At 60.7% G+C, this 15976-nt stretch carries 15 protein-coding genes and 1 tRNA gene; 8 read left to right on the top strand and 8 right to left on the bottom strand.

The window, feature by feature from the left end; translation table 11 throughout:
* Positions 1–151: 151 nt before the first annotated feature.
* Complete coding sequence (locus tag OEJ37_RS24610) at positions 152–982, bottom strand: undecaprenyl-diphosphate phosphatase (RefSeq protein WP_011351628.1); 831 nt, start codon at positions 980–982, stop codon at positions 152–154.
* A gap of 479 nt (positions 983–1461) precedes the next feature.
* Between OEJ37_RS24610 and OEJ37_RS24605 the strand changes: the two genes are divergently transcribed.
* The 5 genes from OEJ37_RS24605 (at position 1462) to OEJ37_RS24585 (ending at position 6968) form a co-directional block, all read left to right on the top strand.
* The gene (locus OEJ37_RS24605) at positions 1462–2373 is read left to right on the top strand and encodes an aldose epimerase (protein ID WP_175945478.1); all 912 of its coding nucleotides are present in this window, start codon (positions 1462–1464) and stop codon (positions 2371–2373) included.
* 118 nt (positions 2374–2491) lie between these two features.
* A complete protein-coding gene (locus OEJ37_RS24600) occupies positions 2492–3193 on the top strand; it encodes a peptidoglycan DD-metalloendopeptidase family protein (protein ID WP_263346395.1) in 702 nt (233 codons plus the stop codon).
* A gap of 368 nt (positions 3194–3561) precedes the next feature.
* Positions 3562–5181 (top strand): acyl-CoA synthetase, encoded by a 1620-nt coding sequence (locus tag OEJ37_RS24595; RefSeq protein ID WP_175945480.1) that lies wholly within the window; start codon positions 3562–3564, stop codon positions 5179–5181.
* Positions 5182–5254: 73 nt separating this feature from the next.
* Positions 5255–5578: a DUF2288 domain-containing protein gene (locus OEJ37_RS24590; protein WP_034183291.1), complete on the top strand. Its 324-nt coding sequence runs from the start codon at positions 5255–5257 to the stop codon at positions 5576–5578.
* Between the two features lie 10 nt (positions 5579–5588).
* Positions 5589–6968: an MATE family efflux transporter gene (locus OEJ37_RS24585; protein WP_174419117.1), complete on the top strand. Its 1380-nt coding sequence runs from the start codon at positions 5589–5591 to the stop codon at positions 6966–6968.
* Between the two features lie 19 nt (positions 6969–6987).
* On the opposite strand, the gene OEJ37_RS24580 is transcribed toward OEJ37_RS24585, so the two are convergent.
* A complete protein-coding gene (locus OEJ37_RS24580) occupies positions 6988–7164 on the bottom strand; it encodes a hypothetical protein (RefSeq protein ID WP_263346391.1) in 177 nt (58 codons plus the stop codon).
* Positions 7165–7300: 136 nt separating this feature from the next.
* Between OEJ37_RS24580 and OEJ37_RS24575 the strand changes: the two genes are divergently transcribed.
* Positions 7301–7471, top strand: a complete 171-nt coding sequence (locus tag OEJ37_RS24575) for a hypothetical protein (protein WP_174419115.1) — start codon at positions 7301–7303, stop codon at positions 7469–7471.
* 210 nt (positions 7472–7681) lie between these two features.
* On the opposite strand, the gene OEJ37_RS24570 is transcribed toward OEJ37_RS24575, so the two are convergent.
* Together OEJ37_RS24570 and sixA are read right to left on the bottom strand one after the other, a co-directional pair.
* Complete coding sequence (locus tag OEJ37_RS24570) at positions 7682–8488, bottom strand: GNAT family N-acetyltransferase (RefSeq protein ID WP_096472976.1); 807 nt, start codon at positions 8486–8488, stop codon at positions 7682–7684.
* Positions 8489–8658: 170 nt separating this feature from the next.
* Complete coding sequence (sixA, locus tag OEJ37_RS24565; RefSeq protein ID WP_174419114.1) at positions 8659–9120, bottom strand: phosphohistidine phosphatase SixA; 462 nt, start codon at positions 9118–9120, stop codon at positions 8659–8661.
* 161 nt (positions 9121–9281) lie between these two features.
* On the opposite strand from sixA, the gene OEJ37_RS24560 reads away from it, so the two are divergent.
* Positions 9282–9358: transfer RNA gene (locus OEJ37_RS24560), tRNA-Pro, on the top strand.
* Between the two features lie 111 nt (positions 9359–9469).
* Complete coding sequence (locus OEJ37_RS24555) at positions 9470–9625, top strand: hypothetical protein (RefSeq protein ID WP_174419113.1); 156 nt, start codon at positions 9470–9472, stop codon at positions 9623–9625.
* 613 nt (positions 9626–10238) lie between these two features.
* Here the strand turns inward: OEJ37_RS24555 and OEJ37_RS24550 are convergent.
* The 4 genes from OEJ37_RS24550 to OEJ37_RS24535 form a co-directional block, all read right to left on the bottom strand.
* Positions 10239–10490, bottom strand: coding sequence for a PAAR domain-containing protein (locus tag OEJ37_RS24550; protein WP_263346384.1), 252 nt, complete (start codon positions 10488–10490; stop codon positions 10239–10241).
* Between the two features lie 76 nt (positions 10491–10566).
* The gene (locus OEJ37_RS24545; protein ID WP_263346379.1) at positions 10567–11235 is read right to left on the bottom strand and encodes a hypothetical protein; all 669 of its coding nucleotides are present in this window, start codon (positions 11233–11235) and stop codon (positions 10567–10569) included.
* Positions 11232–13394, bottom strand: coding sequence for a M23 family metallopeptidase (locus tag OEJ37_RS24540; RefSeq protein WP_263346377.1), 2163 nt, complete (start codon positions 13392–13394; stop codon positions 11232–11234). Before OEJ37_RS24540 ends, OEJ37_RS24545 begins: the two co-directional genes overlap by 4 nt.
* A 20-nt stretch (positions 13395–13414) precedes the next feature.
* The gene (locus tag OEJ37_RS24535; protein WP_263346375.1) at positions 13415–15934 is read right to left on the bottom strand and encodes a type VI secretion system Vgr family protein; all 2520 of its coding nucleotides are present in this window, start codon (positions 15932–15934) and stop codon (positions 13415–13417) included.
* Positions 15935–15976: the final 42 nt, after the last annotated feature.

The following is a 15976-nucleotide window of genomic DNA, read 5'->3' as shown; positions in this document are numbered from 1 at the left end:
GGACCGCATTCGGCACGGGGCTTTGAGTGAAAATAGCAGCAACGACACCACCCAACCCAACGCCCCGAAACAAAACGGGCCCGGCATGAAACCGAGCCCGAAATTATACCCGATCATCGCGTCACATCACGCGAGACCGGCCATCGCAGCATCAAACCGGCTGCGGATGCAGCATGAACCAGCCGAGGCAGAACACGCCGGCGATCACGCAATACACGCCGAACGACGCGAGCCGGCCACGCCCTTCGAAATAGCGCATCAGGAACCGCACGCTCAGGTACGCGGCGATCGCCGTCAGCACGCCGCCGAGCAGCGCATCGGCGAGCTGGTCACGCGCGTGGAACAGCTTCGGCAGTTCGAGCACGCCCGCCGCGAAGATGATCGGCGTGCCGAGCAGGAACGAGAACTCCGCCGCCTTCTCCGCCGTCAACCCCGCAGCATTGCCGGCGATCATCGTCAGCCCGCTGCGCGAGAAGCCGGGAATCAGCGCGCCGATCTGCGCGAGGCCCACGAAGAACGCCTGCTTGAACGTCATCTTCTCGGGTGCCTGATGCGCGCGGCTGCGCTGGATGCGATCGCCGAGCCACAGCAGCACGCCGTTCACGATCAGCGCGATCGCGACGATCCGCAGATCGTGAAACACGCGTTCGATACGCTTCTCGAGGAGCAGCCCGACGATGCCGGTCGGGATCGTACCGATGATCAGCGCCCACATCAGGTGCCCGTCGTCGTTCTTGCGGCCGCCGAGCTGCGCGAAGAAGCCGCCGATCAGCGCGACCCAGCGCGCGCGGAAGTACCACAGCAGCGCCAGCGCGGTGCCGAGGTGGAGCGCGACGAGGAACGGCAGCAGTTGCGGCGCGTGCTTGTCGATATGCATGCCGAACAGCGCCGGCACGAGCAGCGTATGGCCAAGGCTGCTGACGGGGAAGAGTTCGGTGACGCCCTGCAGGACGCTCAGGAATACCAGAAACCAGAGACTCACGCGTCGGTCCTTTTAGTGGAGATTAAGCGGGAAGAAAGACGGACGACGCAATGCGCGTCCGAAAAAACGCGCCCCGATTATGCCGAGCCAGGATTACTGCGCCAAGGCATTTGGCCGGATATTGCGGCAATGCACACAAACGCTTGCAATTTGTAAGCGCTCAGAAAGCAAAAAGCCCGCCATTTGCATGGCGGGCCTTTCGACTTCGGCAGGAATTGCCGTCAGCGGCCGAGCTGATAGAAAAATAATACCGTGCTGCCGGTGAACATGCCGAACAGTGCGAGTCCCATTGCCATTGCCAGATCCATGGCCCCCTCCACGAAGTGTCATGACCCGGCAACATCACCGGTTTAGACGCATTATCCAGACCGTTGACAATGTTAAAAACTCGCAATTTCCCGAGAAGGGTTTTCCCCGACCGGCCGCGGCCCGATAATGGAGCGCACCGTGTCCCGTCCACCTGCCCAACCCGATTCGCCATGCCGATCTTCCAGCAACACGACATTCACGAACTTCACGCCGGCCCGTCGCTCGTCCGGGTCGCCCCGCAATTCGGCGGCCGCCTGCTGTCATGGCACGTCGACGGCGAACCGGTCATCTTCTGGCCGGAAACGGCCGACTGGAGCAACCTCGCGCGCGTGCGCGGCGGCAATCCGCTGCTGTTCCCGTTCCTCGGCCGCCACCGCGTCGACGGCGAGCTCGGCCGCTGGCGCGACACCGCCGGCGTGGTCCGCGACCTGCCGATGCACGGCTTCGCGCGCGATCTGCCGTTCGCGGCGCATCCGTCGGCCGACGGCGCCGCCTTGTCGATGACGCTCGACGCGAACGACGCGCTGCGCGCGAGCTACCCGTTCGATTTCCGGTTCGAAACGACCTACCGGCTGGCCGACGCGCATACGCTCGAGGTCGCGCTCACGACGACCAATCGCGGCGACACGCCGCTGCCCTACTATGCGGGCCACCACTTCTATTTCGCGTTGCCGCACGGCGAACGCGCCGACACGACACTCGAGCTGCCGCCGACTCGCATCTGCCAGCAACGCGCAGACGGCTCGATCAGCCCGCTCGAACCCGGTGAAGCGCGCTACCGCCTCGACGATCCGGACATCCTCGATCGCTTCCACTGCCTCGACGGCGAGCCGTCCGCGCCGGTGCGCATCGTGATGCCGGGCCGCCGCCGCGCGATCGAGATCGCGCTCGACGTGCCGGGCTCGATCCCGTGGTACGCGGTCACGACCTGGACCGAAAAGCCGGATTCGGACTTCTACTGCGTCGAGCCGTGGCTCGGCCTGCCCGATGCGATCCACAACGGCCTCGGGCTGCGCATGCTCGCGCCCGGCGCGACCGAAACGGCAACGCTGCGAATCCGCGTGATCCCGCTCGCAGGCTGAAACGGCGCGCGATGGCGTCGACCAAGGCCCCAAACTGCGGTGCGCGGGTCGAACCCGTTAAAATCGGACGTTTTGTGTTGCCTGCCGCGTCGTGCGCGGCAGGGTCTTGCGAGGTTCAATGTTCGGAACAACAACGAAGCGACTCTTCGCAGCCGCCTGCGCCGCCCTGCTCGTCGCGTGCGGCTCCGCGCCCGTCGGCCCCGGGTTCTACCGCGTCGAGCGCGGCGATACGCTCTACAAGATCGCGCGCGACAACCGCACGTCGGTGCAGAACATCGTGCGCTGGAACCAGATGACGAACCCCGATGCGATCGAAGTCGGCCAGGTGCTGCGCGTCGCGCCGCCGCCCGGCACGACTACCGCATCGACGCCGTCGACCACCGGCACCGGCAGCGCGGGCCGCGCCCGCCCCGCGCCTTCCGCGCCGGTCGAATCGACCGTCAAGCCGGCCACGAGCATTTCGCTGGTCTGGCCGGCGGCCGGTAATGTGGTCCGCCCATTCGACGGCTCGAAATCCAAGGGTATCGACATCGCGAACTCGCCGGGCACGCCGGTGATCGCGGCCGCGCCGGGCGTCGTGGTCTATGCGGGTAACGGGCTGCGCGGCTACGGCAACCTGATCATCCTGAAGCACAACGCCGACTACCTGACCGCGTACGCGCACAACCGCGCGCTGCTGGTGAAGGAAGGCCAGTCGGTCACGCAGGGGCAGTCGATCGCGGAGATGGGCAACAGCGACAGCGATCGCGTCGCGCTGCATTTCGAGTTGCGCTACGGCGGCCGCTCGATCGATCCGTCACGCTACCTGCCGGCGCGCTGAGCGCACGACAGCCGGCACGCGATGCCGGTGTGCATCGCGTGCCGTCTCGGGCAAAATCGGGAAGGTCGAATCAGCGCTTGCGCAGACGGCCGGTAAACCGGCCGGACAGCGGATCGACGTGACGGGCAAACTCCACCAGCACGCCGATTCCGATCAGGCTGAACCCCGCAGCAATCAGAAGCAAATCCATGGTCCTATCACTGTTGTGTCGTGATCTTATGCGTCATTGTGGAATCGTGCACTGAGCCGTGGCAATTGGACGAGTCCGAACATTCCCTATCAGCAGTCACCATTGTCGATTCGTCTGCATGAAACCCTGATGTAATCCGTGTGCCCGACGCCACGCTCGACACCCAGGAGACAACCCGATGCTGCCCGCCGCCGACCACTACGACGACCTGCTCTCCCGCTTCCGGTGGGCCGTTCCGGCCCGCTACAACATCGGCGTGGACGTCTGCGACAAATGGGCCGACGGCAGCGGACGGCTCGCACTGATCCACGAAACCGCGCAAGGCGACGTGATTCGACTCACGTTCGACGACCTGAGGAATGCTTCTAACCGGCTCGCGAACAGCTTTGCGCGCGCCGGCCTGCGACGCGGTGACCGGATCGGCATCTTTCTCGCGCAGGGTCCGGAAACGGCCATCGCGCATCTTGCCGCATACAAGCTCGGCGCGATCGCGGTGCCGCTCTTCACGCTGTTCGGCGTCGATGCGCTCGAATACCGGCTCGCGAACAGCGAGGCATCCGCGCTCGTCACCGACGCGGCCGGCTACGCGAAAATCGCGCCGCTGCGCGCGCAACTGCCGGCACTGCATACCGTCTACTGCATCGGCGACGATGCACCCGACGCGCCGGGCGTGCTGCGCTACGACGCGGCGCTCGCCGCCGAAACGCCCAACTTCGAGCCGGCCGACACGGCCGCCGACGATCCGGCGGTGATCATCTATACGTCCGGCACGACCGGCAAACCGAAAGGCGCGCTGCACGCGCATCGCGTTCTGCTGGGCCACCTGCCGGGCGTCGAGATGTCGCAGCAATGCTTCCCGCGCGACGCGCGCCTGTTCTGGACGCCCGCCGACTGGGCATGGATCGGCGGCCTGCTCGACGTGCTGCTGCCGTCCTGGCATCACGGCGTGCCCGTGCTCGCCCGCCGCTTCGAGAAGTTTGACGGCGACGCGGCGTTCGCGCTGATGGCACGGCATGGCGTGACCCACGCGTTCCTGCCGCCCACCGCGCTGAAGCTGATGCGTGCCGTCGCGGCGCCGCGCGAGCGCTACGCGCTGTCGCTGAAATCGGTCGCGAGCGGCGGGGAATCTCTCGGCACCGAGCTGACGGCCTGGGGGCGCGACGCGCTCGGCGTGACGATCAACGAGTTCTACGGGCAGACCGAATGCAACATGGTGCTGTCGTCGTGCGCGGCGCTGTTCGATGCGCGACCGGGCGCGATCGGCAAGGCGGTGCCCGGTCATGCGGTCGCGATAGTCGACGCCAACGGCACGCCGCTGCCGCCCGGCGTCGAAGGACGCATCGCGGTGCGCCGCCCCGACCCGGTGATGTTCCTCGAATACTGGCGTAATCCCGGCGCGACACGCGACAAGTTCGCGGGCGACTACCTGCTCACCGGCGATACGGGCGTGATCGACGCCGACGGCTTCGTGCGCTTCGTCGGCCGCGACGACGACGTGATCACGAGCGCCGGTTACCGGATCGGGCCGGGCCCGATCGAGGACTGCCTGCTCACGCATCCGGCGGTGCGAATGGCGGCCGTCGTCGGCGTACCCGACGCGACGCGCACCGAGATCGTCAAGGCGTTCGTCGTGCTCAACCCCGGCCACGTCGGCGACGATGCGCTCGTCAGCGCACTGCAGGCCCATGTGCGCACACGGCTCGCCGCGCACGAGTATCCGCGCGCGATCGCGTTCGTCGACAGCCTGCCGATGACCGCGACGGGCAAGATCGTGCGCCGCGCGCTGCGCGACGCGTAAGGCGCCCACCACCCGCTCGGCCCGCCAGGCCGGATGGTTTATAGTGGCGCCACGCAGTCTTTCCAAGAAACCGATGTCCTCTGAACGCCAATCCGCCGCGGGCGCGTCGCACAGCCCGCTCTACGCCAAACTCCTCGGCGAGACCGCCAAGATCGACTGGTGCGATCTCGAGCGCTTCTTTGCGCAGGGCAAGCTGCTGTCCGTCGCGCGCGACCTCGATCTCGTGAGCGTCGCGGAAGCGATCGCCGGCGACGAAGCCGAACAGGTCACGCGCTGGCTGTCTGCCGGCCTCGTCGCGCGCATGCCGGCTGAAACCGCCGCCGACTACGCGGCGCGCAACCCGGAGCTGTGGGCGGTCGTCGTGTCGCCATGGGTCTGCGTGCAGGAACGCGCCTGACGCGTCCGCCATGTCCGAATCCGCGTTACCGCACGGGGCCGCCACTGGCTCGGCCACCGTCACGCACCGGCGCGTCCTCGCGCTCGCCTTCCCGATCGTCCTTGCGAACCTGACCCAGCCGATCCTCGGCGCCGTCGACACGGCCGTCGCCGGCCACCTCGACGGCGCGCAGTATCTCGGCGGCGTCGCGCTCGGCGGGCTGTTCTTCAATTTCGTGTTCTGGGGCTTCGGCTTCCTGCGGATGGGGACGACCGGCCTCGTCGCGCAGGCGCACGGCGCCGGCGATGATGCAGGCATCCGCCTGAACCTGCTGCGCGCGTTGATCGTCGCATTCGCGCTCGGTGCCGCGGTGCTCGCGCTGCAGGTGCCGCTGCTGTCGTTCGCGCTGAGCGCGCTCGGCGGCAGCGATGCCGTCCGCGCGACGGCCCTCGCGTACAGCCACGCACGAATCTGGAGCGCACCGTTCGCGCTCGCGAACTACGTCGTGCTCGGCTACCTGCTCGGCGTGCAGCGCGTCCGGCTCGCGCTCGTCGCGCAGGTGTTCATCAATGCGGTGAACATCGGCGCCGTGCTGCTCTACGTATATGGCTTCGGCTGGGGCATTGCCGGCATCGGCGCCGCGACCGCCACCGCGGATGCGTGCGGCTTCGCGCTCGGCGCGTGGATGCTGTGGCGGCTGCGGCCGCGCGGCCTCGGGCCAATCGCCGCGCGTGCGCTCGCCGACCGCGCGGCGCTCAAGCGGCTGATCGCGCTCAATCGCGACATCTTCCTGCGCACGCTGTGCCTGCTCGGCGCATTCGGCTGGTTCGCGCACCTCGGTGCGAAACAGGGCGACGCCACGCTCGCGGCGAACGCGCTGCTGCTGAATTTCCAGACCTTCATGGCGTACGGCCTCGACGGCTTCGCGCATGCGGCCGAGGCGCTCGTCGGCGCGGCTGCCGGCGCGCGCGACCGCCGCGCATTCCGGCAGGCCGTGCGCGTCACGCTGTTCTGGTCGGCACTCGGCGCGCTGCTGTTCGCGCTCGTTTACTGGGCCGCCGGCGGCTGGATCGTCGCGCGCCTGACCGATCAGGCCGAGATCCGCGCAGTCGCGCTGCGCTACCTGCCGTGGGCCGCGATCTCGCCGGTCGTGTCCGTCTGGGGCTTCCTCCTCGACGGTGTGTTCATCGGCGCCACGCAGACGCAATCGCTGATGCGCGCGATGGTCGTGTCGTTCTCGATCTTCATCGCGGCCACGCTCGCCGCCGTCGGCACGTTCGGCAATCACGGCCTCTGGTTCGCGCTGCTGCTGTTCATGGCCGCGCGCGGCGCGACGCTCGCGCGCTACCTGCCGGGGCTGTTGCGGCGCATGGGCGCCGACGCGCACGCCGCACCCGCGGCCCGCGCCTGACCGTCGGCCAGGCCGACCGTTACTGAGTCGGCTTCGGCGGCGGCGCGTCGAGCATCGACGGCGGCGTCATGTCGGTCGGCACGCCGTGATAGTCGGCCGGATCTTCCGGCGGGTGGCCGCGGCGAGCCTGACGAGGATCGGTGGTGCAGCCGGCGAGAAGCGCTGCGGCCAGCACGGCCAGCATGAAACGGGGCATCGGGTATCACTCCGGAAATCGGCGCGCCCATCGCGCGCCAGGACCGCGCCGAGTCTAGCGGAAATCCGGTTTCGGGGTCGCGCCGCGCATGTCCTACTATGTACGCATGGCGCTGTGCCGTGGAAAGGAGGCTGCCATGTCGTCTGAGGAAATTGCGGGCCTGATCGGCCTGTTTATCGGCCTGATGGTGCTGGCCGCGCTGTCGTACTTCGAGGCGCGCGAATACAAGCGCAGCCATGACGGCGAAGGGATGATCCACCACTGGATGGCGGAACACCACCTGCTCGACTGGCGGCGCAAGCACTGAGCGAGCCGCCCTGCCATCCGGTCGGCGTCGAACCCGAGCCGTTTGCGAACGTGCCGCCCCGTGGCACGGCAGGAGTCGCGCATCGTCGAAATTAACAGGGCCGGATACACTCACGTTGACTGAATACACGAACGCCGTCGCGCGACAGACTGCTGCGCGACGGCGTTCGCATGTGCGCGCCCAGGACGGGCGCGACGCGATTCAGACGGCTCAGCCCAGGAAGTGGCGGGCGTAGCGCGCGTTGATGTCGGACAGGCGGAACAGCGTCAGGAAATCCGCGCAGTTGAAATCGGGATCCCAAGCCGGCGCGCCGCAGATCTTCGCGCCGAGGCGCAGGTAGCCCTTGATCAGCGGCGGCGGCGCCACGACGGTGCCTGTCTGCAATTCGTCGACCGGCAGTGCGGTATGCGGGAACGCGCGGTACTCGGGCGCCGTCAGCGAGCTCGCCGACAGCGACTGGTACAGGTTTGCAGCATAGTGGCCGCCGTCGGCCATCGACACGCTCGCGCAGCCGAGCATCGTCTCGTAGCCGTTCTGCATCATGTACGCGCCGAGGCCACCCCACAGCGCCATGATGACGGCGCCGCTACGGTAGTCGCTGTGCACGCACGAGCGGCCGACCTCGACCATCTTGCCGCGCAGGTGCGTGAGGCGCGACAGGTCGAATTCGCCTTCGGCATACAGGCGGCCGACACGCGCCGCCTGGTGCGGCGGCAGCACGCGGTACGTGCCGACGACCTTCAGCGTATCGAGATCGCGAACCAGCAGGTGGTCGCAGTACGCATCGAACGGATCGACGTCGAGACCGGAGGGGCCGCTGACCTGCGCGCCCATCTCTTCAGCGAACACGCTGTAACGCAGGCGTTGCGCTTCGCGCAATTCGTCTTCCGTGCGGGCCCACGCAGCGCGCAGGCGATACTCCGATGTGACGGTTTCAGCAGCGCGCGGCAGGTGGCGCCGCGACGTGTCTAGGGGCAGCGAGGCAAAGGGGAGCGTAGGCGTCGGCAGTTCTCGCATTAGGCTTTCCTGGTCGTAAGGAATAGGACGACATGCCCGCCAATGTAGTAATCGGCCGTGACCGTTATGTGGCACGACCGTGTCCTTTCAATGACGTGTCGCCGAATTGACTTTAGCAGAAAGCTTGCGAAACCGTCTGATGAATCCCTTTAACCCCCGTCAGGCCTGCTTCACACCAGTTCCGGCGTCAATACCGCCCGCAGCACGGCCTGCCGGCTGCCGTCACGCGTGCGGCTCGCGAGCCACACGATTGCGCCCTTCTTGATACTCCAGCTGTCGTCGCTGCCGGCGATCAGTTGCGCGGCGACGCTGCCGAGCGTCGGCTGGTGCCCGACGATCACGACCGTCGGCGCGATGCCTTCCGGCCAGCCGGCTGCCGCCAGCACGTCGTCGACGCTGCCGCCCGGCGCGAGCGCGTCGACGGTCCGGTACTGGTCGGTCAGCGCCTCGGCGGTCTGCACGGTGCGGGCCGCCGGGCTCGCGAGGATCATGGCGTTCGTCTCGAGCCGGCCACGCAGCCATTTGGCCATCGCCTGCGCGTCCTTGCGGCCACGGACGGTCAGCTGGCGCGCGAGATCGCTCGTCGCGTAGTCTTCGGCTTCCGCGTGGCGCCACAGGATCAGGTTCATCATGATGTTCTCCTTGCTTCGGCGAGCGGCCCCGCGCACGTGCGTGCGGGCCGGCCGATCATCGTGCGAATTGTCGCAAATCGTGGCCGGTTCACCGCCGCGGCATTTACCCGCATATCGCGATTGACCGAATCAGTAATTAGACGATACAATCTTTGGCTCGTCGGAGCGTAGCGCAGCCTGGTAGCGCATCTGATTTGGGATCAGAGGGTCGTAGGTTCGAATCCTATCGCTCCGACCAAAGGAATCAAGGGGTTAGCTGATGCTAACCCCTTTTTCTTTGGGTTCCGTCGGGCCATTGCTACTATCTTGCTACCATCTAGGGCGATTTCCATAAGAGGAACCGCGCCCGATGGCTGCCCGTCTTGTCCCCGCCCAGCACCATCTTTTCATCGCCCGCGCCGACTGGCGCAATGCCGAACAATATCCCAAAGCGACCCTCCGCGATCCATCCATCTGGTCTTGGGAACTGAACCGCGCCGGGAATCGTGGAGGCTGGTTGGTTTAAGTTAATGCAGGCACGTCAGCGGTATTTCTGAGTTGCCTGTAGTAGTTTGCCTCAGCCTCAGCGGGCGGGATATACGATCCTGTATTGGTTTGAGACCACCTTGATATCGACGACGCTCAGCTCGTCGTTCAGTGGAGCACTTTGCACACCAATGACCAGCTAAGGCCGAAGCAGCCGTGGCCTCAAACTTATGGCCTGCGGCACAGACGAAACGGTAATTCGCGCGCTTTCCGCGATACCGCTTACTCAGGCACCAGCCTCCAGCCGAGCTAGCAGTCTCGTGGATTCGGGTCATCGTCTGCTCAACCCAGCATTGACGACATCGCAGTGGGCCGCGCGTCCCACGGATAAGGCGCCAAAGACTTGCTCCTGACTGAAAGGAAACGTGATTGTTCTTGCAACGGAACCGGTACTGACTAGGCGCCCCCTGCCACGCACGAGTTAACAGCGTGAATCCTGCGGTTGCGAGGTACTCGCGAATATTTGAGATACGATCTTGCCGGTTTCCATTCATCGATAATCAAGCGTTGCATGCGTCAAAGGCGATCTACTGCACGACCAAATTCAAACAGTCAACTGGAATCCAAAACACTGCGGCACACCCCGTGTTATGTCAGTCAAGGCTTGAAATCAAATGGCAACCACATGTACCAAGATGCCCCTGTCGCGCAATCGGAACACCATGATCCTTGATATTCGGATCACCCTCTTCGATTACGTTCGGATCAACATCGGGATGTAAAGGGCACGTTATTTTATCTCCCTTTCTTGCAACCCCTCTTCCATTTATTGCCACAACCCGCGACGCCTCAACAACTTCCCCGCCGTGATCAGTTGAATCCCCAATTCGAATAGCATTCAGCACACCCCCACTCCTTAGTTGAAAAATATCACAAGATATAAATCGAGAAACATCTTCACCTATCCTTATACCCTAAAAATTACTCAGTCCGACCAGTCAGTTGCGAACATTCCTTGATTGGCGAAATTTTTCCAACTTGCTTCTCGTACACAATACACAGCGGCTTCTTTACGCTAGCCGCCAATCTCCGGCCACCACATGCCGAATCAGCGGTTATCACTCCACCCTTATCAACACACACGCTCCCGGACTGCACAAGATGAATTTCGCTTTGCAAATTTACTCTTCCATCGACCACCTTATAAACCCTTCTCCACAATCCGTCGGCCTGTTCGAAATCAAAGAAATACTCCGCCTTCCCAACATAATCTGCCCCAACGGGCAAATATCCAGCGAATGTCGCCTTGCCAGCCTGCAGCGCGTAGACATTCATCTGGGCATTATTCCCCAACCTTCCAGGATTAATCATAACCAGCGTTACATCAGATTCAGCCAAGTGATCTACGCCCCACTCCGCCCCAGCGCAGTTATCCGAATCGTCCAACTTCTGATCAATCAATGCATCGGCTTCTCCACCAACCTTATCACCAGCGAACACCTTAATTTCGGGTCGATCGACCTCACAGACAAATTTAAAAAAAGCACCGCCCGATTTAGCCAAAACACTGACATCAGACGGACTCGCAGCCAAAACTCCGCGCAATCCTACAAGAAAAAGAACCGCCAAAAACAAAAATTTTGATCTCAAGATAAAACCCCCTTAATCCTATTCGTCTCCGACAACCTTTGAGGAAAATGTGCATCAGCAGGAAAGTCTGCCGCTGTAGATGCATGATCCCCTCTAATTTTATTTGTCAAAGTTATTGCATCATCCCTGTCAGCAATACCAAGCAGCGAATTTATCGCCCAAAAAAATCCTGCCGTATCAATACAAGCATAGGCATCATCCGACACAATATTTGGATTTGAAATTATTGCCGGCCTCAAGGTCGAAATCAATTGAGAAACAGTCGCTGCATTTTGAATCGGCAGCAAATTCTGATGTTGAGCCGGATGATACGGAGGTGTGAACCCCCACCAGCGAGCATCAGTCCACCACACCTCTGCGAAGGAGGATTTTTGCAACCACCCTCGATAAACAAAATATTTAGAATAATTTCCTCTTCCGGTCAGCTGCTTGAAACCTCTACCCATGAATTTCCCACCATCATTCCACTCCACATTACCAAGCCACCCCCTATAATTCTTGGCTTTTTCATATTTTCTGAAATATTCGAATAGATCACCATTGTAAAGCTCCGCCATATAACGAAGTTGACCCGACTCAACGGATGCCTGGCCAAAGAAGTGAGACAACCTGAGTGTAGTCGTAAAACAATATTTAACCAAAGCCTTATTGATGTTTACTCGGTATCTCTGAACCGAGCTCGTGGAAGCAGATGGATAAATTTGTTTAAACTCGCCCTCACTAAACCATTTACATTTCATGAGGTGACGAATAAACTCCGTAGGCGGCCAATGCCAACAGTCATCAGCCGCCGGCTTCTCGCCTTGAATTTCTTCCCAAAATGCCAAAGCGTGAACATGTCCTTCAAACAACTTGAAATCGTCATCGGACAGAGGTGAACTCAATGCCTCATGTTCAGTCTTTAACCAACCGTAGAGTTCGTCCAAATTGCTAGCAGACCACTCGGTAGAAAATCGACATACCACTTGCGTAAGACGCTTTCTGAGAGCTGCATTCTGCAGCGCCCCCACCATTCCGGCGTGATCAATTTGCGCTTCCCCAGAAGCATCCAGCAACCATTTCCTTAAGGTTGGCGAATCACAAAGATTAGTCTTCGTCGAATCGTCTTGAATAAAATTCCAGCCCGCCCATTCTGGAAAATCTGCATCACTATATGCCTGCACCCCTTGGCTAGAGAGGTTGATCCACCCCTGACCGGCAGGAGTATTCACTTTTCGCCAATGGTTAAAATTCGCATTAGCCTGTTCATTTATACATCGCCCGAAACGCAATACCTCAAATATTGCGCTGATCGACGGAGGTGTTCCTTGAGAATATTTTTCGCTGAGTTTCTCCGATCGCTTATAAAGATGATCTTCATCATCCTGCTCCGGCGGCATTTCAGCGCAAACTTCCCAACTACCATCGGCGGTGCATTGATATGTTGTCAGGGTACATCCCCGGTCATAGCGCATCCGTACAGAAAGCGGACTCGCCGTCTGAGAAATTGCAACCTGCGGTGCCGTTCCACCTATCGAAACACCACCATCGCTCTGAGCAGGATGTGGCTCATTCGAATATAAATTCGCTCCAGCCGGAACATAAAACCAAATATCTCCATAGATCGCATCAGTGCGGCCCGAACTCCCCACTGGCCCCGGGGTACGTCCAAGCAACTTCGTCATGTTCTGACTGTCACATACAATTTCGAAATGGATGCGCCCCGGTCGACTATACACAATCCCCGGTAAGCCTAGCTTATCCTTGCGGTGTACTTTTTTTCCCACTGTCAGTGGCTCGACACTTTGCAGATGCATATACACAGAAAAGAAGGTGATCTTTGATTGCGCGCCGTCTCCGATCTCCGTGTCGTGCCGAATGACCACACAGCCGTCGTCAGTCCGTACGCCGGCATAGTTCAATTCAGGCTTGTTCTTCGTATCCGTTGCACGAACGAACACAATCGTACCGTCTGCGATCGCTCTAACCGGAAGCAGATGCCCTTGACTGTCGACCGGAGCTTCCAGATGCGCTCCGCCGTGCCATCCGAGATTAAAGCTAACGGGAAATGCCCCATTCCCGGGACCACACTCCAGCATAGGGAATGAATCCCGCGCAGGATCAACGTTCGGGTCGCTATCGGGCTGAGCCAAATTCACAAAAGGTGGACTAATAATCATAGCGATTCTGTCAGATAAAATTACAGGGAATGGAGGTATGTGTTTGCGACTTCGCCCGAAGAGAACGACGGCATAGGTACTTGTTTTGAATCAGCAGCTTCAACGTCCCAGGATGAGCATCGCTCCCTGATTTGTCCTACCGTACCGTTCTCGATACCCGACGATGTGATGCGAATATACGAACCGCCCACATAGAGTCCGATTTCCTGTGCTGCAGCAATCACGACTTTCCCGCCCACGCTTTTGATTGAGAGGTCCTTCTGCGACGCCATGTCCAATTCGGCTCCCTGTGCCTGAATTTCCACCCTCCCTTTGGCTGCAAACAATTTCATCCCTGCGTTCTGCACAAACAGGCTTATCTTCTCCGCGACGCTCGCCACCAACGACTTTCGACTAGCGATAAATGTGCTCTGCCCGCTAACAAGATTGGTTTGCTGATCACTCGCGATATGGACCGATTGCGGCGTCGACAGCGCAATCCCAGACGGGCTTGCGAACAACATGACGGGGGTCTTGAACGCGTTCGCACTGCCCTTGCCACCGTCTCCTGTCCTGCCACCTGATTGCGAGCCCTGTACGGTGCCCTGAGTCGCATTGGTAAATGTCTTCAAGGCATCGCGGCCGGCACCGAGACTTTCTGCTTGGTGTTGCTGGCTCGCCTGTGACATAGCCTCAATGGCGCCCTCAGCTCCAGTGAGCTGCTGCTGCGCCTCACTCACATCGAGTTGGTGGCTATTTGCCGGCTTCTGATACGTAGTGACATACAGCCCCTGCGCCGCACGTACTGCGCCAGACAAGTCCGTCTTCAGATCGAAGCCTGAACCAATAAATGCACCGCGCGTGTTTCCGTGTTGCTCAATCAAATATCCGAGATGAAGCAGGCTACTCCCTGTACTGCTGAACAATCTGGCTCGATTCTGTCCTGTCGCGTCGTCAAGGACCATCTCGTTATAACCGCTCCCCGAATACTCCTTCGAACGGTAGCCGGACAAGATGCCGTTGCTATGCCATTGCGGCTGAACGCTACCGTTGTAGACACGATGCAGGACGATAGGCCTATCACAATCTCCGCCTATGTAGCCCACTAGGACTTCCTCACCGACTCTCGGAACGTGCACGCTTCCGTAGCCGCCGCCTGTGTCTGACTGCGCGACTCTCACCCAGCACGAGGCATTTGCGTTACCCGAGTTCTGTCGGTCCCAAACGAACATGACCTTTACGCGGTTCAGTGCATCCGTGTACACCTCTTCGCCCTGTGGCCCAACAACGATTGCCGTCTCTAACTCCATCGCTGGCTTCTTGTGCTCGAACGGGCTCCTATACGGAACCGTCACGCGCTGCGCCTCGACTTCGACCAGATAAAAACCAGCCGAGCCATCTTCGTGAGTGACGACCTCTCCCGTTTGTTCGAACTTCGCCTGCGCTAGTTCGCTCTGCAAGCTATACGGAAAGTTCGCTTCGTGATTCGATAACGGCAGGTTGTTCTCAATGTACCGACGCACTTTGATCGCAGCGAATTCTCGCTGCCCGGCTTGATCATGATCGTGCTCAGGATGGCCAGTCAGCATGAACCGACGGCCGGCATCGATAGCCCGAACACCTCCGATACCAAGGAATCGCTTTGCCCTCGACTCCCATTCTTCTAGGTGAATCTTCGAAAGACGCTCACCGCGATCCTGGTTCAAATACGTGTAGGCACCGGTATATTCGTAGACTTCAGTCTGCTCCGGCAAATTTCCTTGACCGGCCATCGTCGGCAACGTCGTACCTTTGGGATTGGCCAGAGAGGACGGCGCCTTATAGTCGAACGTGCGCGTCGTGTACACGGTACTCTGCAACGTCCGCGACCCTGCCCATTGCGTAAATGCGCCCGTTTCGCTACTTGTGCCCGACCTGGAGAATCCGACCTGTTTGGGCAAGACCTCATCAAGCGAGTAAATGTCGTCGGTCACGACGAACCTATGCGACTTCCCCTCGTTGTCCTGACGCCAAAAGCCGAACAAGCCTTCTTCTTCCATCAATCGATGGACAAAATTCCAGTCCGTCTCACTCTGACGGCAGTACGAGCGCGAGGGTAACGTCTTCAGCAAGGCGAATTCGAATTGCCCTCGCGCTTGTGGATGCGCATTGAATACATCGGTGAGGATGGCGTCAACGCTCTTGTCCTGCCAGTACCGCATATCGCTGCGGAACTTTAGGAAGTGCATCCATGAAGCGAAAGATAATTGGTAACTTGAAAGGCTTCCATCAGCACCAAGTCTACGAGCTGTATGGATGTATCCGTTGATCGGTAAATAAGACTTGTTCGCTTGCTGCAGCCAAAGGGTCATCGGCTGAGCGATCAACGTTTTGAGCTCAATATCGCCTGCTGTAGATACCATGTCGAGCGTGACACTGAAGTCACGGCCAAGCTCGGAATAAGTCGCGGCTCGGCGAGGAACAAGCGCGTTCTCCGGCAGAGATGGGATGCTCGTCTTGAGCAGGCGATCTTGCTGGATCAGGCCGCCACGAATCGCCTGAGCCACTTCGGTCATGTTCATTCGTTATCCATCTTCTTGTTTTTTTGCAGGCTCAACGGCCCA

The organism is Burkholderia sp. BKH01 (assembly GCF_025685725.1).
In the GTDB taxonomy this organism is placed as follows: Bacteria; Pseudomonadota; Gammaproteobacteria; order Burkholderiales; family Burkholderiaceae; genus Burkholderia; species Burkholderia pyrrocinia_C.
The sequence above is the reverse complement of the archived record's forward strand: the minus strand, read 5'-3'. Positions and strand labels throughout refer to the sequence as shown.

Coding starts and splice junctions, on each gene's coding strand:
- OEJ37_RS24590 (WP_034183291.1), top strand. CDS start 5,255: ATGTCCTCTGAACGCCAATCCGCCGCGGGCGCGTCGCACAGCCCGCTC.
- OEJ37_RS24570 (WP_096472976.1), bottom strand. CDS start 8,488: ATGCGAGAACTGCCGACGCCTACGCTCCCCTTTGCCTCGCTGCCCCTA.
- OEJ37_RS24595 (WP_175945480.1), top strand. CDS start 3,562: ATGCTGCCCGCCGCCGACCACTACGACGACCTGCTCTCCCGCTTCCGG.
- OEJ37_RS24535 (WP_263346375.1), bottom strand. CDS start 15,934: ATGAACATGACCGAAGTGGCTCAGGCGATTCGTGGCGGCCTGATCCAG.
- OEJ37_RS24580 (WP_263346391.1), bottom strand. CDS start 7,164: ATGCCCCGTTTCATGCTGGCCGTGCTGGCCGCAGCGCTTCTCGCCGGC.
- OEJ37_RS24555 (WP_174419113.1), top strand. CDS start 9,470: ATGGCTGCCCGTCTTGTCCCCGCCCAGCACCATCTTTTCATCGCCCGC.
- OEJ37_RS24605 (WP_175945478.1), top strand. CDS start 1,462: ATGCCGATCTTCCAGCAACACGACATTCACGAACTTCACGCCGGCCCG.
- OEJ37_RS24600 (WP_263346395.1), top strand. CDS start 2,492: ATGTTCGGAACAACAACGAAGCGACTCTTCGCAGCCGCCTGCGCCGCC.
- OEJ37_RS24585 (WP_174419117.1), top strand. CDS start 5,589: ATGTCCGAATCCGCGTTACCGCACGGGGCCGCCACTGGCTCGGCCACC.
- OEJ37_RS24540 (WP_263346377.1), bottom strand. CDS start 13,394: ATGATTATTAGTCCACCTTTTGTGAATTTGGCTCAGCCCGATAGCGAC.
- sixA (WP_174419114.1), bottom strand. CDS start 9,120: ATGATGAACCTGATCCTGTGGCGCCACGCGGAAGCCGAAGACTACGCG.
- OEJ37_RS24575 (WP_174419115.1), top strand. CDS start 7,301: ATGTCGTCTGAGGAAATTGCGGGCCTGATCGGCCTGTTTATCGGCCTG.